The organism is Rhizobium sp. AC27/96 (assembly GCF_001692325.1).
In the GTDB taxonomy this organism is placed as follows: Bacteria; Pseudomonadota; Alphaproteobacteria; order Rhizobiales; family Rhizobiaceae; genus Rhizobium.
On record NZ_LXKN01000046.1, the window covers coordinates 321,105 to 347,397 of the forward strand.

22 protein-coding genes are annotated in these 26,293 nt (G+C 61.5%); 2 read left to right on the forward strand and 20 right to left on the reverse strand.

Annotation, left to right across the window (positions count from 1 at the left end):
- Window positions 1-18 precede the first annotated feature (18 nt).
- The 15 genes from ybeY to mutS all read right to left on the reverse strand — a co-directional run bounded on the left by ybeY (window position 19) and on the right by mutS (window position 16,339).
- Window positions 19-525, reverse strand: a complete 507-nt coding sequence (gene ybeY, locus A6U86_RS26955) for an rRNA maturation RNase YbeY (protein ID WP_068397601.1) — start codon at window positions 523-525, stop codon at window positions 19-21.
- Window positions 526-543: 18 nt separating this feature from the next.
- Window positions 544-1,596, reverse strand: coding sequence for a PhoH family protein (locus tag A6U86_RS26960; RefSeq protein WP_068397604.1), 1,053 nt, complete (start codon window positions 1,594-1,596; stop codon window positions 544-546).
- 30 nt (window positions 1,597-1,626) lie between these two features.
- The gene (gene miaB / locus A6U86_RS26965; protein WP_068397606.1) at window positions 1,627-3,039 is read right to left on the reverse strand and encodes a tRNA (N6-isopentenyl adenosine(37)-C2)-methylthiotransferase MiaB; all 1,413 of its coding nucleotides are present in this window, start codon (window positions 3,037-3,039) and stop codon (window positions 1,627-1,629) included.
- 60 nt (window positions 3,040-3,099) lie between these two features.
- Window positions 3,100-3,897, reverse strand: coding sequence for a 1-acyl-sn-glycerol-3-phosphate acyltransferase (locus tag A6U86_RS26970; RefSeq protein WP_068397608.1), 798 nt, complete (start codon window positions 3,895-3,897; stop codon window positions 3,100-3,102).
- 30 nt (window positions 3,898-3,927) lie between these two features.
- Window positions 3,928-4,356, reverse strand: a complete 429-nt coding sequence (locus tag A6U86_RS26975) for a Fur family transcriptional regulator (RefSeq protein ID WP_068397613.1) — start codon at window positions 4,354-4,356, stop codon at window positions 3,928-3,930.
- Window positions 4,357-4,394: 38 nt separating this feature from the next.
- The gene (locus tag A6U86_RS26980; protein ID WP_068397615.1) at window positions 4,395-4,889 is read right to left on the reverse strand and encodes a GNAT family N-acetyltransferase; all 495 of its coding nucleotides are present in this window, start codon (window positions 4,887-4,889) and stop codon (window positions 4,395-4,397) included.
- A gap of 2 nt (window positions 4,890-4,891) precedes the next feature.
- Complete coding sequence (tsaB, locus tag A6U86_RS26985; RefSeq protein ID WP_068397623.1) at window positions 4,892-5,548, reverse strand: tRNA (adenosine(37)-N6)-threonylcarbamoyltransferase complex dimerization subunit type 1 TsaB; 657 nt, start codon at window positions 5,546-5,548, stop codon at window positions 4,892-4,894.
- 24 nt (window positions 5,549-5,572) lie between these two features.
- Window positions 5,573-6,139 (reverse strand): NifU family protein, encoded by a 567-nt coding sequence (locus tag A6U86_RS26990; protein WP_068397948.1) that lies wholly within the window; start codon window positions 6,137-6,139, stop codon window positions 5,573-5,575.
- Window positions 6,140-6,254: 115 nt separating this feature from the next.
- Window positions 6,255-6,746 carry a universal stress protein gene (locus A6U86_RS26995; protein ID WP_068397626.1) on the reverse strand — a complete coding sequence of 164 codons (492 nt, stop codon included), beginning with the start codon at window positions 6,744-6,746 and terminating at the stop codon, window positions 6,255-6,257.
- Between the two features lie 75 nt (window positions 6,747-6,821).
- Window positions 6,822-7,886 (reverse strand): tryptophan--tRNA ligase, encoded by a 1,065-nt coding sequence (trpS, locus tag A6U86_RS27000; protein WP_068397628.1) that lies wholly within the window; start codon window positions 7,884-7,886, stop codon window positions 6,822-6,824.
- Window positions 7,887-8,057: 171 nt separating this feature from the next.
- Window positions 8,058-8,450 (reverse strand): VOC family protein, encoded by a 393-nt coding sequence (locus A6U86_RS27005; RefSeq protein ID WP_068397630.1) that lies wholly within the window; start codon window positions 8,448-8,450, stop codon window positions 8,058-8,060.
- Between the two features lie 284 nt (window positions 8,451-8,734).
- Window positions 8,735-10,300 carry a murein biosynthesis integral membrane protein MurJ gene (gene murJ / locus A6U86_RS27010; protein ID WP_068397632.1) on the reverse strand — a complete coding sequence of 522 codons (1,566 nt, stop codon included), beginning with the start codon at window positions 10,298-10,300 and terminating at the stop codon, window positions 8,735-8,737.
- Window positions 10,297-13,212 carry a [protein-PII] uridylyltransferase gene (locus A6U86_RS27015; protein ID WP_068397635.1) on the reverse strand — a complete coding sequence of 972 codons (2,916 nt, stop codon included), beginning with the start codon at window positions 13,210-13,212 and terminating at the stop codon, window positions 10,297-10,299. The genes murJ and A6U86_RS27015 overlap by 4 nt, the downstream gene beginning before the upstream one ends.
- A 148-nt stretch (window positions 13,213-13,360) precedes the next feature.
- Window positions 13,361-13,654: a hypothetical protein gene (locus tag A6U86_RS27020; RefSeq protein ID WP_068397638.1), complete on the reverse strand. Its 294-nt coding sequence runs from the start codon at window positions 13,652-13,654 to the stop codon at window positions 13,361-13,363.
- Between the two features lie 27 nt (window positions 13,655-13,681).
- Window positions 13,682-16,339: a DNA mismatch repair protein MutS gene (mutS, locus tag A6U86_RS27025; RefSeq protein WP_244510110.1), complete on the reverse strand. Its 2,658-nt coding sequence runs from the start codon at window positions 16,337-16,339 to the stop codon at window positions 13,682-13,684.
- Between the two features lie 196 nt (window positions 16,340-16,535).
- Here mutS and A6U86_RS27030 point away from each other — a divergent pair, with 196 nt between their 5' ends.
- Both A6U86_RS27030 and A6U86_RS27035 read left to right on the forward strand, forming a co-directional pair.
- Complete coding sequence (locus A6U86_RS27030) at window positions 16,536-18,824, forward strand: NADP-dependent malic enzyme (RefSeq protein WP_068397643.1); 2,289 nt, start codon at window positions 16,536-16,538, stop codon at window positions 18,822-18,824.
- Window positions 18,825-18,901: 77 nt separating this feature from the next.
- Window positions 18,902-20,311 carry an adenylate/guanylate cyclase domain-containing protein gene (locus A6U86_RS27035; protein WP_068397952.1) on the forward strand — a complete coding sequence of 470 codons (1,410 nt, stop codon included), beginning with the start codon at window positions 18,902-18,904 and terminating at the stop codon, window positions 20,309-20,311.
- Between the two features lie 6 nt (window positions 20,312-20,317).
- Here the strand turns inward: A6U86_RS27035 and A6U86_RS27040 are convergent, their stop codons facing one another.
- The 5 genes from A6U86_RS27040 to A6U86_RS27060 form a co-directional block, all read right to left on the reverse strand.
- Window positions 20,318-21,157, reverse strand: coding sequence for a GNAT family N-acetyltransferase (locus tag A6U86_RS27040; protein ID WP_234906154.1), 840 nt, complete (start codon window positions 21,155-21,157; stop codon window positions 20,318-20,320).
- 268 nt (window positions 21,158-21,425) lie between these two features.
- Window positions 21,426-23,708 carry a PAS domain-containing hybrid sensor histidine kinase/response regulator gene (locus tag A6U86_RS27045; protein WP_068397649.1) on the reverse strand — a complete coding sequence of 761 codons (2,283 nt, stop codon included), beginning with the start codon at window positions 23,706-23,708 and terminating at the stop codon, window positions 21,426-21,428.
- 55 nt (window positions 23,709-23,763) lie between these two features.
- Window positions 23,764-24,282 carry a signal peptidase II gene (gene lspA / locus A6U86_RS27050; RefSeq protein ID WP_068397652.1) on the reverse strand — a complete coding sequence of 173 codons (519 nt, stop codon included), beginning with the start codon at window positions 24,280-24,282 and terminating at the stop codon, window positions 23,764-23,766.
- A complete protein-coding gene (locus tag A6U86_RS27055) occupies window positions 24,279-25,139 on the reverse strand; it encodes an RNA methyltransferase (protein ID WP_068397661.1) in 861 nt (286 codons plus the stop codon). Before A6U86_RS27055 ends, lspA begins: the two co-directional genes overlap by 4 nt.
- Complete coding sequence (locus tag A6U86_RS27060; protein WP_198929097.1) at window positions 25,136-26,263, reverse strand: class I SAM-dependent methyltransferase; 1,128 nt, start codon at window positions 26,261-26,263, stop codon at window positions 25,136-25,138. Before A6U86_RS27060 ends, A6U86_RS27055 begins: the two co-directional genes overlap by 4 nt.
- Window positions 26,264-26,293: the final 30 nt, after the last annotated feature.

Consider the following 26,293-nt stretch of genomic DNA (forward strand, 5'->3'; position numbering starts at 1 on the left):
GGTCAGACAGGGTTCAAGTCAAATGGGATCTTGTCCCGCGTAGGGATCAGATAGGCCAAGACCAGCCAAAATGCGAGTCTCCAGCCCCTCCATTCTTTCGGCTTCGCTATTATTCATATGGTCGTAGCCGAAGAGATGCAAGAAACCATGCACCATCAAATGGGTCAAATGGTCGTCAAAACTCTTCTCGAGGTCCACTGCCTCGCGCTCCACCGTCTCCCTGGCGATGATGATATCGCCGAGCATCGGGCCGGGCTTGCCGCCGGGTTCCAGCGGAAAGGCGGGGAAGGACAGCACATTCGTCGCCTTGTCCTGCGAGCGCCATTCCGCGTTTATCTCGCGGATGGAGTCATCGTCGGTAAAAACCAAGGACAATTCGGGCGCCGCTTTCGGAAAGGGCTGTTTCTCATGTTTCTTGAGATAGGCCGCAGCCTCGCCGAGCACGCGCTCGGCAAGGGCCTGCAAGTCGGCTTCGGAGGGCCAATCGCCCTCCTCCACGCTGATCTGTATATCGAGTTCCGCCATGAGCTTTGAGACCGCAGATCAGATCTGCGGGTCGTTTTCCTCGCCCGGGGCGGGATACATCGAGTCGTAAGCCCGGACGATGCGCCCCACAAGCGGGTGACGGACGACATCCGTATCCTTGAAGCGGACGATGGTGATGCCCTCGACGCCGTTCAGCAGCTGCAGCGCCTCCACCAGGCCGGACTTGACGCCACGCGGCAAGTCGATCTGGCTCGGATCGCCCGTGATGATCATCCGCGAATTTTCGCCGAGACGAGTCAGAAACATCTTCATCTGCATGGATGTCGTGTTCTGCGCCTCATCGAGGATGACGGCGGCATTGGCGAGCGTACGGCCACGCATGAAGGCGAGCGGCGCGATCTCGATGACGCCCGCAGTGATCGCGCGTTCGACCTTGTCGCCCGGCATCATGTCGTAAAGCGCGTCATAAAGCGGACGGAGATAGGGATCGACCTTTTCCTTCATGTCGCCGGGCAGGAAGCCCAGGCGCTCGCCGGCTTCGACAGCGGGGCGCGAGAGGATGATCTTCTCGACGGCGCCGCGCTCCAGAAGCTGGGCGGCATGCGCAACGGCGAGGTAGGTCTTGCCGGTACCGGCCGGACCGACGCCGAAGACCATCTCGGAGCGCTCCAGCGCCCGCATATAGGCGTCCTGCGTCGGCGTGCGAGCAATGATCGTCTTCTTGCGCGTCGAAATCTGCGCCATCGTCAACTTGGCTTTTCTCTCCATGGTCGGCAGTGTCAATTGGTCGTCGGCGGCAACCGCCATGCGGATTGCCCCTTCCACGTCGGAAGGTTCTACATTGCCGCCTTTTTGCAGCTTGTCATAGAGATAATCGAGCGTGCGGCGCGCCTGGTTGGTGGCCGGCACATCGCCCGTGATGACCACGGAGTTTCCGCGGGCGCGGGCATCGATGCCGAGACGCTCTTCCAGCAGCTTCAAGTTCTGATCGAACTGCCCGAAAAGCTCGCTGGCGAACCGATTGTTCTCGAACGTCAGGATGAAGTGATTGGCGTCGCTCGCGGTGCGGGGCTGGCGCGATGAAGAAGAAACCAATTCCTGTCCGTTCAAGCGGTGTGGCTCCTTTTGCCCGTCCGGAACCTAGAGCAGCTCAGCAAAAAGGCTGTTGGTGCTGGTCCCGGTGATTCGTACGTTAATAATGTCACCGATTTGCGATGCTTTTGCATCAACATTCACAGATTGCAGCCAGGGAGAGCGTCCAATCAACTGACCGGGCATGCGACCCGGCTTTTCCAGGAGGATATCCACAACCTTGCCCACGCAAGTGTCGGCAAAAGCATGCTGCTGCTTCAACAGCAGGGCCTGCAATCGTTCCAGCCGTTCCGCCTTGATCTCTTCGGCCACCTGGTCCTTCAAGTCAGCGCCGGGCGTGCCCGGACGCGTCGAATATTTGAACGAGAAGGCCTGTGCATAATTCACCTCCTCGACCAGTCTCAATGTATCCTCAAAATCCTGATCTGTCTCCCCCGGGAAGCCGACGATGAAATCGCCAGAGAGCGCAATATCCGGCCGTGCAGCGCGGATCTTTGCGATCAGTGCCAGATATTCGACAGCTGTGTGCCGGCGGTTCATTGCCTTGAGGATGCGGTCCGAACCGGACTGAACAGGCAGGTGCAGATAGGGCATCAGTGTGCGGAGATCGCGATGCGCGTCGATCAGCCGATCGTCCATGTCGCGCGGATGGCTGGTCGTGTAGCGCAGCCGCGCAAGGCCGGGTATCTCCGCCAGCCGATAGAGCAGATCACCGAGGCTCCAGGCTTCGCCCTTGGGACCGGCGCCATGCCAGGCATTGACGTTCTGGCCGAGCAGCGTGATTTCGCGCACGCCGCCATCCACAAGTTTCTCGGCCTCTTCGACGATCTGGGCGACCGGACGGGAGACTTCGGAACCACGCGTATAGGGCACCACGCAGAAGGTACAGAACTTGTCGCATCCTTCCTGCACCGTCAGGAAGGCGGTGACGCCACGGGCGCGGATCTTCGCCTTCTCGGCAATGGGCAGATGCTGAAACTTGTCTTCGATCGCATATTCGGTGTCGACGACGCGGTGGCCTTCCTTGGCGCGGCGAAGCGCATCCGGCAGGCGGTGATAGGTCTGCGGGCCGATGACGACATCGACGGCGGGCGCGCGGCGAAGGATTTCCTCGCCTTCGGCCTGCGCGACGCAACCGGTAACGCCGATCATCATCTCGCGTCCGTCGGCAGCCTTGCGCTTTTTCATGTCGCGCAGGCGGCCAAGCGCGGAATAGACCTTTTCAGCCGCCTTCTCGCGGATATGACAGGTGTTCAGCAGGACGAGATCGGCCTCTTCCATATCCTCGGTCGGCTCATAGCCGTCGCGGGCAAGCGCATCGCTCATCCGCGTGGAGTCATAGACGTTCATCTGACAGCCGTAGGTCTTGATGAAAACCTTGCGGCTGTTGGAGCCATCGCGGAGGCCGAGCTGCAATGCAGGGGTCGCCGGGGCGTCGAGGGTCAAGCTGTCCTTGGTCATGGCCGCTATGTAGTGACTTTTGCTGGCGGAGAAAATGAAAAAGTTGAAACGACCTGGAAATCAGGCGATCTCGCGGCCGAGCAGCCGGCTGGCGAGCATATTGCGGATGCGCCGCGCGATGGTGGCGCTGACTTGCTTGCGGTTGGAGCCGGCCCGATAGTCCAGCGCTTCGCCGAAGCAGACATCGACGTCGATCGCGCCGCAGGCGACGATATCCTTCAGGTGCGGCACCAGTTCGATATCGCCGGGCCACGCCGCGATCGGGCGGTAATAACGGCCCATGGCCACACCGTGAATGCGGGTATAGGCAACCGCGACGGGCTGCACATGCACGACGGCATCCGGCGTTTTCGGCAGTGCGGCCGCGGCCGCGCCGAACAGCGAGGACTTGACCTCGAGCAGGCGATTGCCGTCGGAGGTCGTCCCTTCCGGGAACAGCACCATGATTTCGCCAGCGGCCATGCGCTCGGCGATCTCGTTCACCTGGTCGCCGGTCTTCTGCTTCTGCTGGCGCTCGATGAAGACGCTCTTTTGCCATTGCGCGAAGAGGCCGAAGATCGGCCAGTCCCGCACCTCGGATTTGGCGATGAAGGCGACATCGGCAACCGCCGACAGCACGAGAATGTCGAGCCAGGAAGAATGGTTCGAGGCGAGCATCAAGGGCCTGTCAGCCTCAAGCTTGCCGACGACATGAATGCGCACGCCAAGCCAATAGCAGACGATGCGATGCCAGTAGCGCGGCAGGTATCGCCTGAGTTTCCAGTCGAAGCGCAGGCAAAGGAGCTGCAGCGGCACCAGCGCAAGGCTGACGACACAGATGACAATGGCGGCACAGCCGACGCGCAGCCAGGTCATCAACTCATTCGCTCCTGCACGACAGCCTTCACCTCAACCTTCGTCCTTCTTCAGCGGGATGCCGTAAAGCTCCAGCCTGTGGTCGACGAGTTTGAAGCCGTGTTCGCGGGCTATACGCTCCTGCAGCGCCTCGATCTCCGGCGAATGAAATTCGATGACTTCACCGCTCTTCAGATCAATCAGGTGATCATGATGCTCTTCCGGCACCGTTTCGTAGCGGGAGCGGCCATCGCGGAAATCGTGGCGGGCGAGCAGCCCGGCATCCTCGAACAGCTTGACGGTGCGATAGACGGTCGAGATCGAGATCTTCGCGTCCACCAGCACGGAACGCCTGTAGAGCTCCTCGACATCCGGGTGATCCTCCGATGTCTCGATAATGCGCGCGATGACCCGACGCTGCTCGGTCATGCGCATGCCACGCTCGGCGCAAAGCTCCTCAAGGGATTTTACGGCATCATCCATCGATTGCTGTCTTCGGTCTATTGGACTGTGACAACGGACTAGCGAAGAACGCGCCGCATGACAAGCGCCGTCGACTTTGTACCATTGTCGTTGACGTAATAGGCCTTGCGCTCGCCGACCGTCTCGAAACCAAGCTTGCGGTAGAGGCCGAGCGCCGGCTGGTTGCCGCCGTCAACCTCCAGAAACATGGTTTCGCCGCCGCGATTGCCGGCCTCACGGAGGGCCGCCTGCATCAACCGCCAGCCGAGGCCCGAGCGGCCAAGCTTGGCGTTGACGGCGATCGTCAGGATTTCGGCCTCGCCCGCCACATGCCTTGCCAGCACGAAGCCGGGAAGCGCCTTTTTCAGGATCGCATTGGTCTGGCGGGCGACGAAGCCGAAGGTCGTCTCCTGCGAGAGAAGATCCTGAAATTCACTTTCGTCCCAGACGCGGGAGAACCTTTCGCCGTGCAGGAGCGCCACCTCGACGCAATCCTTCAGCTCCATGGGGATGATTTCGTATTCGGCTTTCAAGGTGAGATAGGATTCGAGCATTTCTATTGCCTGGCAACTGCGTATCCGGCCTGCGGTCTGGCATCGGGTCCGCGAAGATAAAGCGGCTTCGGCTTTTCGCTGACAGGTTTGGCAGCGCCCAGCCGGGCGATGACGGCAATCGGAAATGCGTCTGGCCGCTCCGCTGGCGGCGCGTCGCTCAACCGGGCGACGGCGGTTCCGGTGACGATACCATCGAAAGCGCCGGCAATTATCCGCGCCTCGTCGATCGTCACGGCCCGCGCCTCGTCCAGCGGGTCGCCATTGGCGTCGAAGCCCTGGAGATAGATCTCCTCGCGCTTCGCGTCGATGGCGGCCAGAACCGGCTTGCCAGGATTCTGATCTCGTGCGGTCGCTGCCATGACCTCGAGGGTCGTAACACCAACCGCGGGAACATTGAGGGAGAGTGCAAAACCGCGTGCGGCTGCAACGCCGATGCGGATGCCGGTGAAGGAACCGGGACCGACGGTCACGACCACACGTTCGACTGCCGAGAGCGCTGTACCGGCTTTCGCCAGCGCCTCGTCGACCACGTGCATCAAATGCTCGGCATGTCCCCGCCCGATCGTTTCCGTGACCTCCCCCATCACAGAATCACTGCCGCTATCATACACTGCGGCAGCGCAATCCACACCTGCCGTGTCGAGCGCCAGTACGATCATGTCAACTTATCCGAAACGTCTGGATTAAACGGCTTCGACTTCCTGCACTTCCGGCACGAAATGGCGCAGCAGGTTCTGCACGCCGTGCTTCAACGTCGCTGTCGAAGACGGGCAACCGGCGCAGGATCCCTTCATATTGAGGTAGACTTTGCCGTCGCGGAAGCCGCGGAAGGTGATGTCGCCGCCATCCTGGGCAACGGCCGGGCGCACGCGCGTATCGAGCAATTCCTTGATGGTGAGCACGATCGCCTCGTCACCCTCATCGAAGAATTCGCCGCCGGCATCCTGCACCTCGGACAGAACCGAAGCGGAGCCCATGACGGGCTTGCCGGACATGAAATGCTCCATGATCGAGCCGAGAATGGCGGGCTTCAGGTGCTGCCATTCCTGTTCTTCCTTGGAGACGGAAATGAAATCGTAGCCGAAATAGACGCCGGTGACGCCGGGAATCTCGAAGAGACGGGCCGCAAGCGGGGAAGCCTCAGCTTCGTCGGCGCTGCGGAACTCGGCCGTACCGGTTTCCATCACCACTTTGCCCGGCAGGAACTTCAAGGTCGCGGGGTTCGGCGTCGCTTCGGTCTGAATGAACATCTTGATCTCCATGCGGCGGGCAAAACCCGGTCCCGACTTTAGAATACTTCAAAAGAAGATAGGCTTTTTGGCCAGTTTATTCAAGAGAGTGTTTCTCAAGAAATCGTCTGGCGCATCAGCTGAGCGCATCGATTTCTTCGTTGGTCAGCGTATCCGGCAGCACCGTCACGGGGATCGGGAAAGCTGCCGCTCGCCCTGCGATCGACGAAACCAGCGGGCCCGGGCCCTCCTTGGCGGAACCGGCAGCGAGAACAAGAAGCGCGATATCGCGATCCTCCTCGATCACCGCGTTGATCTGCTCGGCGGCGGATCCCTCACGAATGACGATTTCCGCATCAATGCCGACAGTCTCGCGGATGGTCTGGGCCGCCTTTGCCGTCACCGCCTCGGCTTCCTCGCGCGCTTCCGCCCGCATGATCTCCTCGACGCCAAGCCATTGCTGGAAGTCGCCATCGGGGATCACATAGAGGAGCACGAGGCCGCCATTGGAATTCTTGGCACGCCGGCCGGCATAATGGACGGCGCGCTGGCATTCCGGTGTGCCGTCGATGACCGCCATGAATTTGCGGCGATGACCTTCGAGCCGTGAGAGACGTTTTGATACCATGCGGCGACTCAAACACCCGGAGACGGCGTTTTGCAAGCCCCCGTTTTTCGACGGGAGCCCTGCCCTACAAGATCATCAGTAGATGAAGCCGACGATATCGCGCACCTGCTTCATCGTCACGTCGGCGCGGGCGCGGGCGCGGGCGCTGCCGTCACGCAGGACGCTATCGATATGGCCTGGATCGGCCATCAGCCGGCGCATCTCGGTGGTGATCGGCGAAAGCACGTGCACGGCAAGATCAACCAGAGCCGGCTTGAAGACCGAGAATTGCTGACCGCCGAATTCGGACAGAACTTCCGCCTTGGACTTGTCGGCAAGCGCTGCATAGATGCCGACCAGATTGTCGGCTTCCGGCCGGCCGGCGAGACCATCGGCTTCGCTCGGCAAGCCATCCGGATCGGTCTTGGCCTTGCGGATCTTCTTCGAGATGTTCTCTTCGTCGTCGAGCAGATTGATGCGCGACAGGTCCGAGGCGTCTGACTTCGACATTTTCTTGGTGCCGTCACGCAGCGACATGACGCGCGGTGCCGGGCCATCGATCAGCGGCTCGACCATCGGGAAATAGGCATGCACCGGCTCGTCGCCGACGGTGATGTCGATGCCATAGCCCGTGCGGCGAATATGCTCCATGTAGTCCAGATTGAACTTCATGGCGATATCGCGGGTGAGCTCCAGATGCTGTTTCTGGTCGTCTCCAACAGGAACATGCGTGGCGCGATAGAGCAGGATGTCGGCGGCCATCAGGCTCGGATAGGCATAAAGGCCGAGGGAGGCCTGCTCGCGATCTTTGCCGGCCTTGTCCTTGAACTGCGTCATGCGGTTCATCCAGCCGATGCGGGCGACGCAGTTGAAGATCCAGGCGAGTTCGGCATGGCCCGGTACGGCCGACTGATTGAAGACGATATGTTTTTCCGGATCGATGCCGGCAGCCAGAAATGCGGCGGTGATCGACCGCGTCTGGCCCGGCATGTCCTCATGCACCAGCTGGGCGGTAAGCGCATGCATGTCGACGACACAATAGATGCAGTCGTTGTTGGCCTGCAGGGCCACGAACTTGCGGATCGCGCCGAGATAATTGCCGAGATGAAGGTTGCCGGTGGGCTGGACGCCGGAGAATACGAGCGGCTTGAATTCGGTCATGTCGTCCTCGAAAGGCTTGTGGAGGGCCTAGAGCATGATGCCGAAAAGTGTGAGCGGTTTTCGGACGACATCATGCTCCACTATTTGATTCCAGAGCCGCGCTCGACCCTTGGTTTCGAGCGGCTTATGCACGGCAGACAGGCTGGGATCAAGAGGCTATGTCTTGGAGGCTCACGAAGAATGCTGGATCAGATCCCAGGTATTGCCATAGGGGTCGGCGAAGACGGCCACCGTGCCATAGACCTCATGGCGCGGCTCTTCCCGAAACTGCACGCCTTTGCCAAGCATCGCCGCATGATCACGGGCGAAGTCATCGGTCTTGAGGAAGAAGCCGACGCGGCCGCCGGTCTGGTTGCCGATCGCGGCGCGCTGGCTATCGTCGGCAGCTTGAGCGAGCAGCAGCGCCGCCCCTTCCGTGCCCTTGGGCTTGATGACAACCCAACGCTTGCCCTCCGGCTGCACTTCATCCTGCAGGCACTCGAAACCCAGGGCGTCGCAATAGAAGGCCTTGGCGCGATCGTAATCATCAACGACGAGGGCGACGAGGAAGAGGGATTGGGGCATTGGAGGACTCCACATTTGGTGAATGCCGTCCCCTCGCCCCGCTTGCGGGGAGAGGGCTAGGGTGAGGGGCCATGCACAGAAGCTAGGCGTCGGCAGACTATCCTGGTCAGCCGCAGCGATCGTGGTGCCGGCACATCTTACTTTTGTCGCGACATTGGTGAAGGCCCCTCATCCGACTTGTCGCAATCTCACTCCGTTCGATCGCTCCAAGCCACCTTCTCCCCGCATTGCGGGGCGAAGGAACGAGCCTACCCGCCCTTCACCACCTCCGCATCCGAAACGGGCTATGCCGGCTTACGCTTCAATTTGCGGCGTATCATGTCCAAATCCACGCCGCCGATGATGAAGGCCACAACGAAATACACCACCATCGCAATCAATATGAGCAAGCCCAGAACGCCGGTTTTGGTCAGCAGCGACGAGCTCCCCCCCAGAAGCGGTTCCCAGCGATCAGCCAGATATACGATGACGCCGCCCATGACAGCGGAGGAGATGAGCAGCATCACAGTGCGGCGCGCCAGCGACCACTCCCAGGAAAGGTGACCCCGACGATAGAGCGTGACGAAGAGCTGTACGGCGTTCAGCCAACCGGCAACCGCTTCGGCGACCGCAATGCCCCGTTCGGCCAGCACCGGGAAAAGCAGGATTGATAGCACCGAGTTGACGGCGACGGCGACGGCCGTGTAGCGCATCGGCGATTTCGTATCTTCGCGGGCATAAAAGCCGGGCTGTAGTGCCTTGATCAGCACGAAAGCCGGCAGGCCAAGGCCGAAGATGGCGAGGATGGAGCCGACCAGCTTTGTATTTTCTGCATTAAAGGCGCCGCGCTCGTAAAGCACGCGGATGATATCGTCGGAGAGAAGCCAGAGGGCAACCGCGGCTGGCAGGGTCAGGAACAGCACGAATTCGATCGAGCGGTTCTGGGTATTGGCAGCTTCCTGGATATGGCCTGACTTCAGCGAGCGGGCCAGTTCGGGCAGAAGTACGATTCCGACTGCGACGCCGACGACGCCGAGCGGCAGCTGGTAGATGCGGTCTGCATATTGCAGGGCGGCGATCGCGCCTTCCTTGCCCGAGGCGATCGCCTGGCCGATCACCAGATTGATCTGGGTGACGCCGCCGGTGATGGCCGCCGGGATGGCAAGAAGCAGTAGCCGTTTGACATTGGGCGTGAAGCGCGGAAAGCGCAGGCCGATATTGATGCCGGCATGGCGCACGCCGATATAGACGACGGCCAGCTGCAGCACGCCTGCCACCAGCACCGACCAGGACAGGTACCAAGCGGTGGTCAGCGGATCGGCGCCGTAATAGATCGCGTAAAACAGGGCGCTGATCATCACCAGGTTGAGGAAGATCGGAGCCACGGCGGCAGCGAAGAAATGATGCAGCGAATTCAGCATGCCGCTCATCATCGCCGTCAGCGACATCGACATCAGATACGGGAACATGACGGCGGCCAACCGGACGGTCAGGTCGAATTTCTCGGCATCGTCGGCGAAGCCGGGCGCGATGACCCAACGCACCAGCAGCGGCATGGCCAGCTCCATGACGATGGTGATCAGCAGCAGAACGGAAAAGAGAACGCCGAACACTTCCTCGGAGAAGCGCTTCGCGCCCTCGATACCGTTCGCTTCGATCTCCTTGGCAAAGAGCGGCACGAAGGCCGCGTTGAAGGCGCCTTCGGCAAACAGGCGGCGAAAAAGGTTTGGAAAGCGGAAGGCGGCATAGAACACGTCGGCCATCGGCCCGGTGCCAAGCGCTGCGGCCATCAGGGTTTCGCGGGCAAAGCCGAAGATGCGGCTGCCAAGCGTCGCCCCACCGACGGTGATGAATTTCTTAACGAGGCTCATGCGGCAGAACCGGCCTTCTTTTCGACATCGGACTTTTCGGCGGCAGCCGAGCGCGTGGCGGCGGGCGCGATGATGCCGGAGGGCATGCGTTCGCGCATCTCATCCTCCTCGCCCGCCATGACCGCCTTCAAGCGCGCGGTGATATTGGCCCGCTTGTTCTCGTTGGAGATCTTCTGCCCGACGAGATCGGTAACATAGAAAGTGTCGATGACCTTCTCGCCGAAGGTGGTGATGCGGGCCGACTGGATATCGAGCGAGAGATCCGAGAGAACGGCCGTGATTTCCGACAAAAGGCCGGTGCGGTCGAGGCATTCGACCTCGATGACCGTGAACTTGTTGGAGAGGCTGTTGGAAATGATCACCGACGGCGGGATCACGAAGGCCTTGTTCTTGCGCCGGTTCTTCGTTCGCGTCGCAATCACTTCCGGCAGCCGCTTGCGGCCGGCGAGCACATCTTCGATCATCTTGCCGATGGTGCCGGCACGACGAAGCTCATCGGCATCGTCGGCGAATTCGCGGCTGACATGGATGGTGTCGAGGGCGCGACCGTCGGCCGTCGTGAAGATCTGCGCGTCGGCGATATTGGCGCCCGCCGCCGCACAAGCGCCGGCAATCACGGTCAGGAGACGCGGATGGTCGGGCGAGAGCACGGTGATCTCGGTGATGGCGTGGAAGCTGTCGGTGCGCACCATGGTCGCCAGCACCTTGCCCGATTTGTCCGTCTGGCGAATGAACTGGGTGTGGCGGATCTGGTCCTCCAGCGGCACGGACAAGAGATAGGGCTGGTAGTGCAGCTTGACGTAGGCCTCGCGGTCCTTCTCGCTCCAATCCGCAAGCGCGTGCTCGAGCGCGTGGGCAGCGGCCTCGGCCCGCTCCTTGCGCGACACTTCGGAGAAGCCCCCGGCCAGCAGCAGCTCGGTTTCATAATAGAGCGTGCGCAGCAGCTGGCCCTTCCAGCCGTTCCAGACGCCCGGCCCGACGGCGCGGATATCGCAGACCGTCAGGATCAGCAGCATCTTCAGCCGGTCGAGCGACTGTACCCGATCGGCGAAGTCGATGATGGTCTTGCGATCCGTCAGGTCACGCGTCTGCGCGACCATCGACATTGTGAGATGCTCGGCGATCAGCCACACCACCAGCTCGGTCTGCTTGGGCGACAGGCCAAAGCGCGGGCAGAGTTTGCGGGCCACCTTGGCGCCGGCTTCGGAGTGATCCTCCTCGCGGCCCTTGGCGATATCGTGCAGGAGCACGGCAACATAAAGCGCGTCACGATCCTCGATACCGGGCATCAGCTTGTTGGTCAGCGGATGGATATCCTCTGCCTTGCCCTTGTCGATCTCCGACAGCACCTCGACGGCACGGATCAGATGCTCGTCCACCGTATAATGGTGATACATGTTGAACTGCATCATCGAGACAATCTTGCCGAATTCCGGAATGAAGCGGCCGAGCACGCCGGCCTCGTTCATGCGGCGGAGAATGAGCGCCGGATCCCGCTTGGACGTGAGGATCGAAAGGAAAAGCCGGTTCGCCTCCTCGTTCTCGCGCAGATGGTTGTCGATCAGGCCGAGTGAGCGGGTGACGCGCTTCAACGCATCCGGATGGAATTCCAGTCCGTTGATGTCGGCGACGAAGAACAGCCTGATGAGGCTGACGGGATCACGCTTGAAGACGTCGGGATTCGCGAGCGCGATGCGGCCGCGATCCTCGACGAATTCGACGGTGCCGGGGATCTTGCGCGAGCGATTGGCAAAGCGGCTGATGACGCCGGTAAGGCCCGGCGTCGCCTTGGCCTGCTGGTCCTCAAGTGCTGCGCAGAGGATGCGGGTGAGATCGCCGACATCCTTGGCCACAAGGAAATAGTGCTTCATGAAGCGCTCAACGGCGGAAAGACCGGGGCGGGCGTGATAGCCGAGGGCAGCGGCGATATCGCGCTGGATGTCGAAGGAAAGACGCTCCTCCGCCTTGCCCGTCAGGAAGTGCATGTGGCAGCGCACGGCCCAGAGGAAATCCTCGGCCTTTTCGAACAGCCGATATTCCTGCTTCGAGAGCACGCCGAGCTTCACCAACTCCACGGGATCGCGGACGTGATAGTAATATTTCGAGATCCAGAACAGCGTGTGCAGATCGCGAAGGCCACCCTTACCTTCCTTGACGTTGGGCTCAACCAGATAGCGGGTATCGCCTGCCTTGCGGTGGCGCTCGTCGCGTTCGGCCAGCTTGGCGGCGATGAATTCGGGACCGGTATTGGTGACGATCTCCTTGTCGAAACGCGCCTCCAATTCCCTGGCGAGCGGTGCATTGCCGCAGATATAGCGGGTCTCGAGAATGGCGGTGCGTACCGTCATATCGGACTTGGCCTCGCGGATGCACTCCTCGACCGTGCGCGTGGCGTGGCCGACCTTGAAGCCCATGTCCCAGAGCATGTAGAGAATGAACTCGACCGCCTTGTGCGTTTCGCTGTCCGGTTTCGGCTGGAAGAGAAAGAGAAGGTCGATATCCGAGCCCGGCGCCAGCGTATCGCGGCCATAGCCGCCGACGGCGGTGACGGAGAAGCTACCTGCACGCTTCGGAAAAACGTGCTGGACGGTGAAATCGTAGATAACCGTGATGATCTGGTCCTGCAGCCAGGAAATGCGGTGGGCGCAATCGAGCCCGCTGCCCTGGAAAGCCAGCAGGCGGCGTGCCTCTTCGCGTCCCTCCTGGCTTGCCTTCTTCAACAGGGCAAGCAGAGCGGACCGCTCCTCGTTCTTATCCAGATTGCGCTTGGCAAGAGCCTCGCATTCCGCTCTCAGCGAGGGAACGTCGAGAATAGCCGGAAAATCGATGTCATGCATTTCCATGCTCTGCCGACCGGATTCCTGTTCGTTGACCACGGGCCACTGGCGGCGCGCCTGTCTTTTCGTCTGCATGCGCTATAGCCTCTTTGCCCGGCGATTGACACAGGCAATCTGCACCGAAATTCCCATAATCCAGCCTGAGCCGAATCCATGATCTCAGGATTTCTATCGGGTCAAGGTTGACGAAGCGTGACGGCAATCGATGCAGAAACCGGCAGTTTCAGGGCCTCGGCATATCCAGCGCCCGTCTAAGCTCGTTCAAGCTATGTAATATGTTTCGCGACTGGGCACCAATCTGCATGACCATTTCGCGCTCGCATTCCCAATAGCCGGCCTTGGCGATCTTCGAACAGATGTCGGAAATGCGGCTGCAGGACAGAGCGATGTTCAGAAGACCGCGATCGGACTCGCAATCCGGCGGCTCGCCCTCGCCGCAGATCTTGCCGCGAGCGGCGATGGGAGAAAAGCGATCGGCCAATACGCGGACCTCGGAGAGAAGATTTTCGATATGCATCCTAATGTCCCTGGAAATCGCTTTCGGTCAGCCGGCCTTGGTCACAGTTTTCTTCAGCTCGTAGAGCACATCGAGGGCGCCGCGCGGCGTAAGGTCGTCGAGGTCGAGTGTCTTCAACCTCTCTTCGACCTTGGACGGCTCGCGTCGTCCCACGGCCTCCTCGCGGCGAACCGCGACCTGGAAGAGTGGCAGATCATCGATGAGCTGGCTTGCCGGGTTCTTGCGGTCTGCATCCTCAAGCCGCGTCAGAACGTCGCGGGCGCGTGCCACCACGGACGCCGGCAGGCCGGCAAGTCTGGCCACCTGAATGCCGTAGGAGCGGTCGGCAGCCCCCGGCCCGACCTCGTGCAGGAAGATGACGTCGCCGTCCCATTCCTTGACGCGCATGGTGGCATTGGAGAGCCGCCCGAGCTTTTCCGACAAGACCGTCAGCTCATGGAAATGCGTGGCGAAGAGACCGCGGCAGCGATTGGCCTCGTGCAGATGCTCGACGGCGGCCCATGCGATCGACAGTCCGTCGAACGTGGCGGTGCCACGGCCGATCTCGTCGAGAATGACGAGCGAGCGCTCGGTCGCCTGATTGAGGATCGCCGCCGTCTCGACCATTTCGACCATGAAGGTGGATCGGCCGCGCGCCAGATCGTCGGATGCGCCGACTCGCGAGAACAGCCGGTCGACAATGCCGATATGGGCTGAAGCGGCGGGCACGAAGGCGCCCATCTGCGCGAGAATGGCGATGAGCGCGTTCTGGCGCAGGAAGGTCGATTTACCGCCCATGTTCGGGCCGGTCAAAAGCCAGATGGCGCCGTCCTTGCCGTCTGATGTCGGCGAAAGGTCGCAATTATTGGCGACGAAGGGTCCACCGGCCTGACGGCGCAGTGCCTGCTCGACGACCGGATGGCGACCGCCCTCGATGGCGAACATGCGGCTCGCGTCGACGAGTGGGCGGCAATAGGCCTGCTCCTCGGCCAACAGCGCAAGGCCGGCCGCGACATCGATCACCGACAGCGCGCGAGCGCCGGCCTTGATCGCTTCTGCATTGGCGACGACGGCCGCGACCATCTCGTCGAAAGCTTTCAGCTCGATGGCGAGCGCCTTGTCGGCAGCGTTGGCGATGCGGCTTTCGAGATCGGCAAGTTCGGTCGTGGTGAACCGCATGGCATTCGCCATGGTCTGGCGATGAATGAAGCGCGCCTTGGCCTCGGACGTATCGGTCATGGGACCGGCATTGCCCGCCGTGACCTCGATGAAATAGCCGAGCACATTGTTGTGCTTGATCTTCAGCGACTTGATGCCGGTTTCCTCGGCATATTGCAGCTGCAGGCCGGCGATGACCCGGCGTGACTGGTCACGCAGCGCCCGCACCTCGTCCAGCTCTTCATTCGCCCCTTCCCTCAAAAAACCGCCGTCGCGCTTCAGTAGCGGCAGTTCGTCGGCGAGCATGGCGGCGAGCAGCGCTTCGAGATCGGCGGGCAAGCCGCTGAGCCCGGCCAATGCGGCCTTCAATTCCTCGGGCAGGAGGGCCGAGCCGAGCATGCGGGCGACATCACCGGCGGCACCGAGACCCTGGCGGATGGCCCAGAGGTCGCGCGGGCCGCCACGATCCAGCGCCAGGCGCGAGAGGGCGCGCGGCATGTCGGGCACATGCTTCAGCGCCGAGCGCAGATCGCCGCTCAGCGAAGGCTCTTCCGCCAGAAAGCCGATCGAATCCAGTCGCTCGTTGATCCGCTGGGGATCGGTGAGCGGCGACATCAACCGTTCGGCGAGAAGCCGGGCGCCACCGCCGGTGACCGTGCGGTCGATCGCCTTCAGCAGCGAGCCGTTGCGATCGCCGGAGAGCGTGCGTACCAGTTCGAGATTGGCGCGGGTGGCGGGATCGATGAACAGCGTCGATGCACCGCTTTCCCGCTCCGGCAGCCCGAGCGGCGGCCGTTCGGCAAGCTGGGTCTTTTCGACATAGGCGATAGCCGCTGCCGCAGCGGCGAGCTCGGCGCGGCTGAACGTGCCAAAGCCATCGAGGGTCGATACGCCGAAATAGCGCGTGATGCGGCCCTCGGCGCTGGCGCTGTCGAACAGCACGGCCGGCTGCGGAACGGCGGTGCGGCCGAGAATATCGAAGACCGGCTTCAGCTCGGGATCGTGGAACATCGTATCCGGCAGGATCAGCTCGCGCGGATCGATGCGCAGGATATCGGCAAGCAGCCGCGAAGCCTCGGTCTCCGCCAGCCGGAATACGCCCGTCGAAATATCGATCCAGGCGAGCGCCAGCTGCGGCTCGGCACCGCCGCGAATGCGCGTCAGCGCCATCAGATAATTGGATTCCGAGGGCGAGAGCAGCTTTTCCTCGGTGATCGTGCCTGGCGTCACCAGACGCACGACATCGCGCCGCACCACCGACTTGCCGCCGCGCTTCTTCGCCTCGGCCGGATCTTCCACCTGCTCGCAGACGGCGACGCGGAAGCCCAGAGAAATCAGTTTCTGCAGATAATCGTCGGCGGCATGAACCGGCACCCCGCACATCGGGATATCCTGGCTCATGTGCTGGCCGCGCTTGGTCAGCGTGATGCCGAGCGCGCGCGACGCATCGATGGCGTCCTCGAAGAACAATTCGTAGAAATCGCCCATGCGGTAAAACAGGAGCGAACCGGGATTGTTCGCCTTGATCTCGATATATTGCTCCATCATCGGAGTCGCTGAGGCGCGACTTTCCTCCGAGGCAAGCTCGGCGGCCGAGAAAGCATCGACGCTGTGGGTTTTACGTTCGTTCACGGAGGTGCAGTTTTTCCAAAAAATGAGGTGTCACCCTATCCGCGCGCCGGTATAGAAGACAACAGCTATCGGGCAAGAGGGACCGGTCGCCCACAGGAGGTTTGGAGGAAAAATGGCTGACAGCAAGAGCAAGTCGCGTCCGGGAACCGGGATCACCGATCAGGAGGCACTGGACTTTCACAAGCAGGGCCGACCCGGCAAGCTTGAGATCAACCCCACCAAGCCGATGGCGACGCAACGCGATCTTTCCCTTGCCTATTCGCCCGGCGTAGCCGTTCCCGTGAAGGCGATCGCCGCCGATCCGGCCACCGCCTATGATTATACCGCACGCGGCAACATGGTCGCCGTCATCTCCAACGGCACGGCCATTCTCGGCCTCGGCAATCTGGGGGCGCTCGCCTCCAAGCCGGTCATGGAAGGCAAGGCTGTCCTCTTCAAGCGCTTCGCCGACGTCGATTCGATCGATCTCGAAATCGACACCGAGAATGTCGATGAATTCATCAATTGCGTGCGCTATCTCGGCCCCTCCTTTGGCGGCATCAATCTCGAGGATATCAAGGCGCCCGACTGTTTCATCATCGAACAGCGGCTGCGCGAACTGATGGATATTCCGGTCTTCCATGACGACCAGCACGGCACCGCAATCATCGCCGCCGCCGGCCTGATCAACGCGCTGGAATTGACCGGCCGCGACCTCAAGACCACCAAGCTCGTCTGCAATGGCGCGGGTGCTGCCGCGATCGCCTGTATCGAGCTGATCAAGGCCATGGGCTTCAACCCGGAAAACATCATTCTCTGCGACACGAAGGGCGTGATCTATCAGGGCCGCAGCGAGGGCATGAACCAGTGGAAGTCGGCGCATGCGGTCAAGACCGACAGGCGGACGCTGGCCGAAGCCATGAAGGATGCGGACGTCGTGTTCGGCCTGTCGCAGAAGGACGCCTTCTCGGAAGACATGATCCGCTCGATGGCCGACAAGCCGATCATTTTCGCCATGGCCAATCCCGATCCGGAAATCACGCCGGAAGAAGTCGCCCGCATCCGCGACGATGCCATCATGGCGACCGGCCGCTCGGACTATCCGAACCAGGTCAATAACGTCCTTGGCTTTCCCTATATCTTCCGCGGCGCGCTCGATGTGCGCGCCACCACCATCAACGACGAGATGAAGATCGCCGCCGTCAGGGCGCTGGCGAGCCTGGCGCGCGAGGATGTTCCCGACGACGTTGTCGCCGCTTACCAAGGCGCAAGGCCGCGCTTCGGCGCACAATATATCATTCCCGTGCCGTTCGATCCGCGTCTGATCTCGGCAATCCCGGTGGCTGTCGCCAAGGCGGCGATCGAAAGCGGCGTCGCCCGCCGCGACATGCCCGATATGGACGCCTATGCCCGCGAGCTTTCCGCACGCCGCGATCCGATCGCCTCTACGCTGTCGCAGCTTTATGAACGCGTGCGCCGGCACCAGAAGCGCATCGTCTTTGCCGAGGCCGAAGAAGAACAGGTCATGCGCGCCGCCCTCTCCTACGCCAATCAGGGTCTCGGCACTGCCGTCCTGCTCGGCCGCGAGGATCTGATCCAATCCACCGCCGAACGCGCCGGCATCGACCTCAATCGCCCCGGCCTCGAAATCGTCAACGCCCGTATTTCCAAGCGGGTCGACGCCTATATCGACTATCTCTATGCCCGCCTGCAGCGCCAGGGCTACCTGCACCGCGACGTAACGCGCCTGATCCACAACGACCGCAATCACTTTGCCGCTTGCATGGTGGCACTGGGCGATGCCGATGGCATGGTGACGGGCGTGACGCGCAACTATTCGACGGCACTCGGCGACGTGCGCCGCTGCCTCGACGCGAAACCAGGGCACCGGGTCATCGGCGTTTCGATCGTGCTCGCCCGCGGCCGCACCGTCTTCGTTGCCGATACAGCCGTGCATGACATGCCGACCGCCGAGGAACTGGCCGATATCGCCGAAGAGGCAGCGGGTTTCGCGCGGCGCATGGGTTATGAGCCGCGCGTCGCCATGCTCGCCTATTCCACCTTCGGCCATCCCTCGGGCGAGCGTTCCGAGCGGGTGCGAGAGGCCGTCAACATCCTCGACAAGCGCTATGTGAATTTCGAATTCGATGGCGAAATGGCAGCCGACGTGGCGTTGAACCGCAAGATCCTGGAGAGCCTCTATCCATTCTCGCGTCTCTCCGGACCGGCAAACGTACTCGTGATGCCGGCCTTCCATTCCGCTGCGATCTCCACCAAGATGCTGCAGGAACTCGGTGGCTCAACCGTGATCGGACCGCTGCTCGTCGGGCTCGACAAGCCGGTGCAGATCACCTCGATGGGCGCGAAGGATTCCGATATCGTCAACATGGCCGCAATCGCTGCCTACGGCGCGGGATCCTGATCGACACCGCGAATAGCACAGCGGGCGGGCCGAACGAAGATGATAGTTACCGTAGGATTTCGGTGGAGACTATGATGATGAGTGACGCCCAGCCCCTGTTCGCAGCACTGCGCAATTCGGCGCAGCCGGATATCGTCGACACGATCGAGCGGCTCGTTCTCGAGGCGCCCGACCGCAAGCTCAACCGCGTGAACGCGCTTGCCTTCGCGACCGACAGAGGCTTCGACGAGGAACAGACCATCAATGCCTTCCTGCATGGCTCGCGCCTTGGCCTGTTCGACATGTCATGGAATATCGTTTGTCCGAGTTGCGGCGGGGTATTGGATGCCAATACCTCGCTGAAAACCGTACAGAGCGAAACCTACAGATGCGTGATGTGCGCCGCCGGATACGAACCGACGCTCGATGACATGGTTGAGGTCACCTTCACCGTCAGTCCGCGCGTGCGCCGCATCGAGGCTCATGATCCGCATAATCTGTCGCCGCTTGAGTATTTCCGGCAGATTTACTGGGGCTCGGGCGTCGATCTTCCCGATGACGGCTACGAGGAAAAGTTCGATCAGTTCGTCCTGGAAGCCCTGGAGTTGCCTGTTGGAGAGAAGGCCGTCGTATCTCTTCAGTTGCCGGCGGGGTTCATCATCATTTTCGAACCGGTGACGCATGCCGCGCAGTTTATCGAGGTGCAGGGGCAGCCATCGAAGGAACGGCAGGCCCTCTCGCTCGTGTTCGACCGGATGTACCTGCACAACGACATCATGGAGCTGAAGCCGGGTTCCGTGCGTATCTCGCTGGAAAACCATTCAGACGCCCGCGCGCTGCCATCGGTTGTCTTCGCAAACGAGGTGTTTCACACGCTGATCGGCCAGCGGCGGCCATTCCTGACGGCAAAACAGCTGCTTTCCAACCAGACCTTTCGCGACATCTATCGCACCGACACCATCGACATCAATCAGCGCCTGAAGATCACCAGCCTGACCTTTCTCTTCACAGATTTGCGCGGCTCGACGGCGCTCTATGAAAGGGTCGGCGACCTTGCCGCTTTCGATCTGGTGAGAACGCATTTCAGCATTCTGCACGAGATCGTGGGGGCGGAGGCCGGTGCGGTCGTCAAAACCATCGGCGATGCCGTCATGGCCACCTTTCCGACGCCGGATCGGGCATTGGTCGCGGCGATGCGGATGCGCGAAGCCATGCTCGGCTTCAACAGGGAGCGCGGAAACGACGATCTTCTGCTGAAGATCGGCATCCACGAAGGCCCCTGCATTGCAGTGAGCCTGAACGAGCGGCAGGATTATTTCGGACAAACCGTCAACATCGCCTCGCGCGTGCAGCACCTCGCCACATCACGCGACATATTCGCCACGAGCTCCGTCCTCGACAATCCACGTGCCGCGGCATTGCTGACCGCGCACGGCTTGAGCCCGCAATCCCATCAAGTCTCCTTGAGGGGCATCACGGATGCGATCAATATTTTCGCGATCCCTTGAGATCAGTTAGCTGGCGAAGCGACCTGCGTCCGCGCCGTAATAATTGACGTAGCGGTCCGAGATGCTTGCGATCGGCAGAACGATGAGGACATCGGTCGTGTTGAAGGCCTGATCGACGACGGCCGTCGAACCGACCATGGCGCCGAGGCGCAGATAGCCCTTGATCAGCGGCGGCAGCGCCATCAGCGCCTTCTTCGGATTGACGGCTTCGACCGGCATCAGGTCCATGTTGCGGGCGAGCGACGGCAAGGCGCCGACGGTCCACTCATCCTTGGCAAGGACGTTGTGATAGAGGAAGGAAAGAGCCAGCGCATGCTGTTCCGGAAGGACGCCCGGGAAAGAGGCGCAACCGATCATCGCGCCCATGCCGTGCTTTAGCGCATAGGCCCAATTGCCCTGCCATAGAAGCTCGACCGTACGCTTGTTGCGGTATTCCGGCAGCACGCAGGAGCGGCCAAGCTCCATGAAGCGCTTGTCGGGATGACGGGCAAGCAGCGCATCCAGATCGAATTCGGAGGCGGAATAGAAGCCGCCATTGGCCATGGCCACTTCCTGGCGCAGCAGGCGATAGGTGCCGACGATCTGGTCTTCCGGATCGCCTTCGAGCGACCGGTCCAGGACGAGCAGATGGTCGCAGATGGCATCCCAGCCGTCGATATCGCGCTGGCGACGCATGGCGTCAGCCGGCAATTGCGCTTTCATCTCCTCGACGAAAACACGATAGCGGACAGCCTGAGCGGCATCGATCTCGCTCGCCGTGCGGGCAAGGCGAGTTTCTAGATTTCCGATGCGTCCAAGCACATCGCTGGCAACCGGCGCAACCGTTGCCTTTGAAGACTGAACCATTTCGCCCTGAGCTTCGCGATTCAAAATTTCGATGGACATGGCGATTCTCCCCCTACGGGCCGATATAGCGCCATAAACCAAATTCATGCGACAGGAAAGTGACATGCAGCATTGCTAAAAGCAAGAAGCGTGCCCGTTGCAATTTTCGAATGAACGCACAGTCCCCAACTTAGCGGCACCGATTGCCTGTGGTTGAGGGCGGCCAATGCCTTCTATCGGGCATTGATGAATCCGGGCCGCAATCTTCCTTCTAAAACGAAATAGCCGGCTATGCGCGTTCGAAGCTCAGCTTCGACAGGCTTTGCACCGTCGTTACCAATCGCTGGGGGTCGACGGGCTTGACGATGACGGCATCGGCACCGGCAAGCAAGGCCTGGCGGCGGATCGCATCGCGGCTATCGGCCGTCAGCACGATGATCGGCAATGCCGGCAACCCATGCCGGCGCTCCTGGGCGCGCAATTGCGCCAGCACGGCCGCACCGGCACCGCCGGGCATGTTGAAATCGGTGACGATAACATCAGGCCGTGGCTCGGCATTTTCCGTGCGGGCACGCAGACCATCGAAATCCTCCACCAGGCAGACCCTGTGGCCTGCCTTGGCAAGCATGGCGCGAATGAGCATGGCGTTGACCGGATCATCCTCGCCGAGCAGGATTTCAAGGGCGGGATCTTCAGCCTCAGGCGTCGTTATGCCGATCTCGGACACAGCTTCGATCAAGGCATCGCGCTTTTCCATGCCGCGCATGCGGCCGCTCAACACATCGATCAGCGATTGCTCGCGCAGCGGCCGGATGAGCCAGGCATCGAAGAGATCGAGCGGATGGGTGTTGCGCTCCTCGGGATTGACGAGGAAAATCTTGCGCAGCGCCGGCATCGCGAGCTCGTTGCCCTCCCTGAAATATAGGGGCGCCATGCGATGATCGACGATGAGATCGGTCCAGGCACCACGCTCCCGCGTCGAAGAGGAGCGCTTCAGCACATCGATATCGTCGGCACCGATCAGGCGGCAATGGCCGCCGAGCGTGCGAATGGTTTGCGCGATCGCGGTGCTTGCCGCGCCCTCCGGGGCAAGCAACAGGACGTGCGCCCCCTTGAGCACGGCATCGCGCCTGAGGTTTCCGTCCTCTTCGGCAACCAACCCGATGGGGAAGCTGACAGTGAACTCGCTGCCCCTGCCGCGTTCGCTGGCGACGCTAAGTCCGCCGCCGAATTCGCGGAGAATACGAGCCGAAATGGCAAGCCCCAGCCCGGTGCCGGAGCTTCTCTCGACGATGGTGCCGGCCTGCTCGAACTCTCCGAAAATACGAGCCTGCTCCTCCTCCGTCATACCCGGGCCGCTATCCTGCACCGAGATTGCGAGATTGCGTCCTTGCAGGCTGGCGCGCACGAGCACGCCGCCCGTCTGGGTGAACTTCACCGCATTGCCGAGGACATTGAACAGGACCTGGCGCAATCGGGCCGGATCGAACTCCATCGCCTCGGGTACATCGGCGGCAACGGTCGCGGCGATTTCGATGCCCTTTTCATGGGCGCGATGTGCAAGCATCTCGACGACGCCTTCCAGCAATGGCCGGAAAGCTTCCTTGCGGGGATGCAATTGGAAACGACCGACCTCGATGGTGGAGAAGTCGAGCAGATCTTCGACCAGTTGCACCAGCGCATGACCCGACTGGCGGATGCCCGTCAGGTAATTGGCTTGCTCCAGCGTCAGCGGCGTCTGGGCAAGCAGATGGTTCATGCCCAGAATGCCCGAGAGAGGCGTGCGGATTTCATGACTGACGGTCGCCAGCAACCGCGACTTGGCGGCGCTGTTATATTCGGCCTTCAGCCTTGCATCCTCGCGAAGGCGGGTCGTCTGGCGTTCTTCCGTCACGTCGCGCGCCACACTCTGTATGCACAACTGTCCCGTCGACGGATCGCGAAATATGACATCATGCCAGGCAAAGATGCGACGACCCTCGGGCGTCGATATCTCGGCATCCTGATGCTTTGCGTCGGTAACGGCACGGAAGACCAGGCCGGTCTCCTCCAGCGTCAGACCTTCGGGATTGGATTTGCCCGTCAGCTTGCGGAAGGTGGCGTTGGCGTCCAGGATCCGTCGGTCGATGCTGCGGGTGACAGTGATATCGCCGAGCGCATCATGAATGGTAGCAATCAGATTGTTGCTTTCCCTGCGCTCCCAAAGACGGTCATGCTCGCTCTCGCTGAGATCGGCGGCGACAGCGGCAGGTTTCCGCGCGTCTTTCCACATATTGAAGACGCCGATGGCGATAAGGGTAATCGCCACGAGGGCCAGAACGCCGGCCAGGGTCAGCGGACCTCCGGCAAAGCCGATCGCGAGCAAGATAATACCGACAATCAGACCACCGCCGTTCAGCCAATGGCGTTGCAGCCAACGCGCCGACGGTGTCAGGCGCCGCTCCGCCTCGTGCAGCGTCTCGGTTGGCTCGGCAAAGGGGGGACCGTTCCCGGTCAGTCCTTCGATCGATCCGGTTTGGCCGCGCGTAATGTCAGCGGCAAGCTTTTCCTGCAGATTTGCCAGCGTGCTCATGCAATCTGGCTAGCATGGGCAACGTTCCCGATGCCTTCAGGGATTCGCTAGAATTTTAAGCTTTCGCCTTTTTCGGCATCAGAAGCTCGTCGAGAATCACGCAGGCCGCGCCGACTGTAATGAAACTATCGGCCAGGTTGAACACCGCGAAAGACCAGGTTTCCGTATGGAACAGGATATAGTCGATCACATGGCCGTAGAGGAAGCGGTCGATCAGGTTTCCAAGAGCGCCGGCGATGATCAGGGCAAAGCCGAGATGGGCGAGCCAGCGATGATTGGGCGTATGCCGCCAAAGCCAGAGCACGAAGGCGACGATCACAAGCCGCATGCCGACGATGAACCAGCCGTCCATGCCTGACAGCATCGAGAAGGCGACGCCGAGATTGTAGGTGCGATAGAGCGCCAGCATCGGAATGACCGGAACCATTTCCTGCAGCGGCAGCCAGTGATCGACCGTGATCTTGACGATCTGGTCAAGGATGACGGCGATTACGATGAAGATCAGGATCGGCAAGGGCCGGGAAAACAGCGCCGGCTTTGCAGGCGGCTGCGGATTGGTCTCGCTTTCGGTCATCGGCTCTCGCTAAGGGTCAGGATATGGCGGCGGGCTTCGAACAGCATGACGGCCGTCGCAACTGCCAGATTGAGACTGTCGGCGCGGCCGGCCTGCGGAATGCGGGCAAGCGCATCGGCCTCTTTCGCCAGGACATCCGGCAGGCCGGATTGCTCGTTGCCCATCAGAATGACGACGGGCTTCTTCTTGTAATCGATGGTCCGGTAGTCGACCGCGCCGGCCAGATGTGTGGCGACGACGGAGACATCGGCCTTCTTCTTCCAGGCCAGAAACTCTTCGGGCGTGGCCTTGACGACGGGCATCGCGAAGACCGAACCCATGGTGGCGCGCACGGTTTCCAGCGAAAACGGATCGGTCGTTTCACCGACGAGGATGACACCGGAGGCACCTGCCGCATCGGCGGTGCGAATGATGGTGCCGAGATTGCCGGGATCGCGCACGCGGTCGAGCGCCACCCAGGTCTCGCCAACCTGCGGCTTGACATCCCTCAGCTGCCGCCAGCGCTGATCGAAGACACCCACCACCATCTGCGGATTGTCGCGACGGGTGATCGACGCGATGACCTTTTCGCTCGCTTCCAGCACCAACCCGCCGGACGCCACGGTTTTTGCGGCCACCTGCTCGACGAGCGGCTTGCCTTTCACGGACTTTGCGTAGACCAGCGTGCGGATGGTCCAGCCGAGCTCGAGGGCATCGATGACCAGCTTCAGGCCTTCGGCCAGGAAAGCGCCGCTCTCCTCGCGCGATTTCTTGACTGTCAGCGCCTTGATGTCCTTGACGATCGGATTGGCAAGCGAGGTGACCTCCTTGACCTGCCCGACCCTGCGCGGGCCGTCATTACGGAAATCCTGATTCATTTCGGCACCCAGCGGCTGAAGAGAGAGGTGGAAAGCGCCTTGCCCGGCGTGCGGCCATCAAGGCCGGCCTCGCGGATGACCAGTTCGCCGGATTCGACGACACCGCCGGCCCCGCGCATGGTCTCGCGCATCAATTCATGGATCGAGTAGAAGCTGGCGCGGATCGAATAGGCCGTTAGCACCAGTCCAAGCGCCTTCGGCGACAGGATCTCGCGGCAGATATCCAGCATCGAGGGCAGATGTTCGAAAAGATGCCAGACCTCGCCATTCGGGCCGCGGCCGAATTTCGGCGGGTCGGTGAGGATGATGTCGTATTTGCTGCCGCGGCGCTCTTCGCGCAGGATGAACTTCATCGCATCCTCGCAGATCCAGCGGATCGGCAGCTTTTCCATGCGGCCCAGAGCCTGGTTTTCTCGCGCCCAGCCGATCGCCTTCTTGGAGGCATCGACATGGGTCACTTCCGCGCCGGCGGCGGCCGCGACGAGCGACGCCACGCCGGTATAGCCGAAGAGGTTCAGCACCTTCAGTGGCCGTTTCGCCGCCTCGACCTGCTCCTTCATCCACGCCCAATGCACGATCTGCTCGGGAAAGACGCCGACATGGCGGAACGCGGTGAAGCGACCGAGAAAATCGACACCAAGCAACTGCAATGGCCAGGTTTCGCCGAGCGCCTCGCGCGGAAAGCGCCAGCGGCCCATGCCGTCCTCGTCCGTATCGCCGGTGAAGATGGCATCGGCATTGTCCCACAGATGGGCGGCGAGCGATGGCGGCCACAGCGCCTGCGCCTCGGGGCGCACGATGCGATAAGGGCCGTATTGCTCAAGCTTCAGACCGTTGCCGGTGTCGATAAGGTGAAAATCCCCGGCGCCCAGCGACTCGAGAATGACTGGCACGCGCTCTGCCGACCGCTCGCCGGTTCGGGCGATCAGCGGACGTTCGGGCGCGGCAGCCACCGATGCGGCAGCGCGCGGCTCGGTTACCCGCTCGCCGTGATCGCGCGAAGGTTTGGCAGGCCGCAAGGCATGCGCGGGCTTTGCCGGCGGCTTGCCGGGCATGTCACGCCGGGGTTTTGCCCCGAGACCGCCCGCTGCTTTCTGACCGGGCCGGTTTTCCCTATGTTTCACCATGCTTGTCTCAAAATTGATATGAGCGTG

Excerpts from the sequence above, each read along its gene's own strand:
- A6U86_RS27030 (WP_068397643.1), top strand. The coding sequence starts at position 16,536 with ATGGCTGACAGCAAGAGCAAGTCGCGTCCGGGAACCGGGATCACCGAT.
- ybeY (WP_068397601.1), bottom strand. The coding sequence starts at position 525 with ATGGCGGAACTCGATATACAGATCAGCGTGGAGGAGGGCGATTGGCCC.
- A6U86_RS26990 (WP_068397948.1), bottom strand. The coding sequence starts at position 6,139 with ATGTTCATTCAGACCGAAGCGACGCCGAACCCCGCGACCTTGAAGTTC.
- miaB (WP_068397606.1), bottom strand. The coding sequence starts at position 3,039 with ATGACCAAGGACAGCTTGACCCTCGACGCCCCGGCGACCCCTGCATTG.
- A6U86_RS27055 (WP_068397661.1), bottom strand. The coding sequence starts at position 25,139 with ATGAATCAGGATTTCCGTAATGACGGCCCGCGCAGGGTCGGGCAGGTC.
- A6U86_RS27040 (WP_234906154.1), bottom strand. The coding sequence starts at position 21,157 with ATGGTTCAGTCTTCAAAGGCAACGGTTGCGCCGGTTGCCAGCGATGTG.
- murJ (WP_068397632.1), bottom strand. The coding sequence starts at position 10,300 with ATGAGCCTCGTTAAGAAATTCATCACCGTCGGTGGGGCGACGCTTGGC.
- A6U86_RS27020 (WP_068397638.1), bottom strand. The coding sequence starts at position 13,654 with ATGCATATCGAAAATCTTCTCTCCGAGGTCCGCGTATTGGCCGATCGC.
- A6U86_RS26975 (WP_068397613.1), bottom strand. The coding sequence starts at position 4,356 with ATGGATGATGCCGTAAAATCCCTTGAGGAGCTTTGCGCCGAGCGTGGC.
- A6U86_RS27005 (WP_068397630.1), bottom strand. The coding sequence starts at position 8,450 with ATGCCCCAATCCCTCTTCCTCGTCGCCCTCGTCGTTGATGATTACGAT.
- trpS (WP_068397628.1), bottom strand. The coding sequence starts at position 7,886 with ATGACCGAATTCAAGCCGCTCGTATTCTCCGGCGTCCAGCCCACCGGC.
- A6U86_RS26995 (WP_068397626.1), bottom strand. The coding sequence starts at position 6,746 with ATGGTATCAAAACGTCTCTCACGGCTCGAAGGTCATCGCCGCAAATTC.
- mutS (WP_244510110.1), bottom strand. The coding sequence starts at position 16,339 with ATGATGGAGCAATATATCGAGATCAAGGCGAACAATCCCGGTTCGCTC.
- A6U86_RS27015 (WP_068397635.1), bottom strand. The coding sequence starts at position 13,212 with ATGCAGACGAAAAGACAGGCGCGCCGCCAGTGGCCCGTGGTCAACGAA.
- A6U86_RS27045 (WP_068397649.1), bottom strand. The coding sequence starts at position 23,708 with ATGAGCACGCTGGCAAATCTGCAGGAAAAGCTTGCCGCTGACATTACG.
- tsaB (WP_068397623.1), bottom strand. The coding sequence starts at position 5,548 with ATGATCGTACTGGCGCTCGACACGGCAGGTGTGGATTGCGCTGCCGCA.
- A6U86_RS26980 (WP_068397615.1), bottom strand. The coding sequence starts at position 4,889 with ATGCTCGAATCCTATCTCACCTTGAAAGCCGAATACGAAATCATCCCC.
- lspA (WP_068397652.1), bottom strand. The coding sequence starts at position 24,282 with ATGACCGAAAGCGAGACCAATCCGCAGCCGCCTGCAAAGCCGGCGCTG.
- A6U86_RS27035 (WP_068397952.1), top strand. The coding sequence starts at position 18,902 with ATGAGTGACGCCCAGCCCCTGTTCGCAGCACTGCGCAATTCGGCGCAG.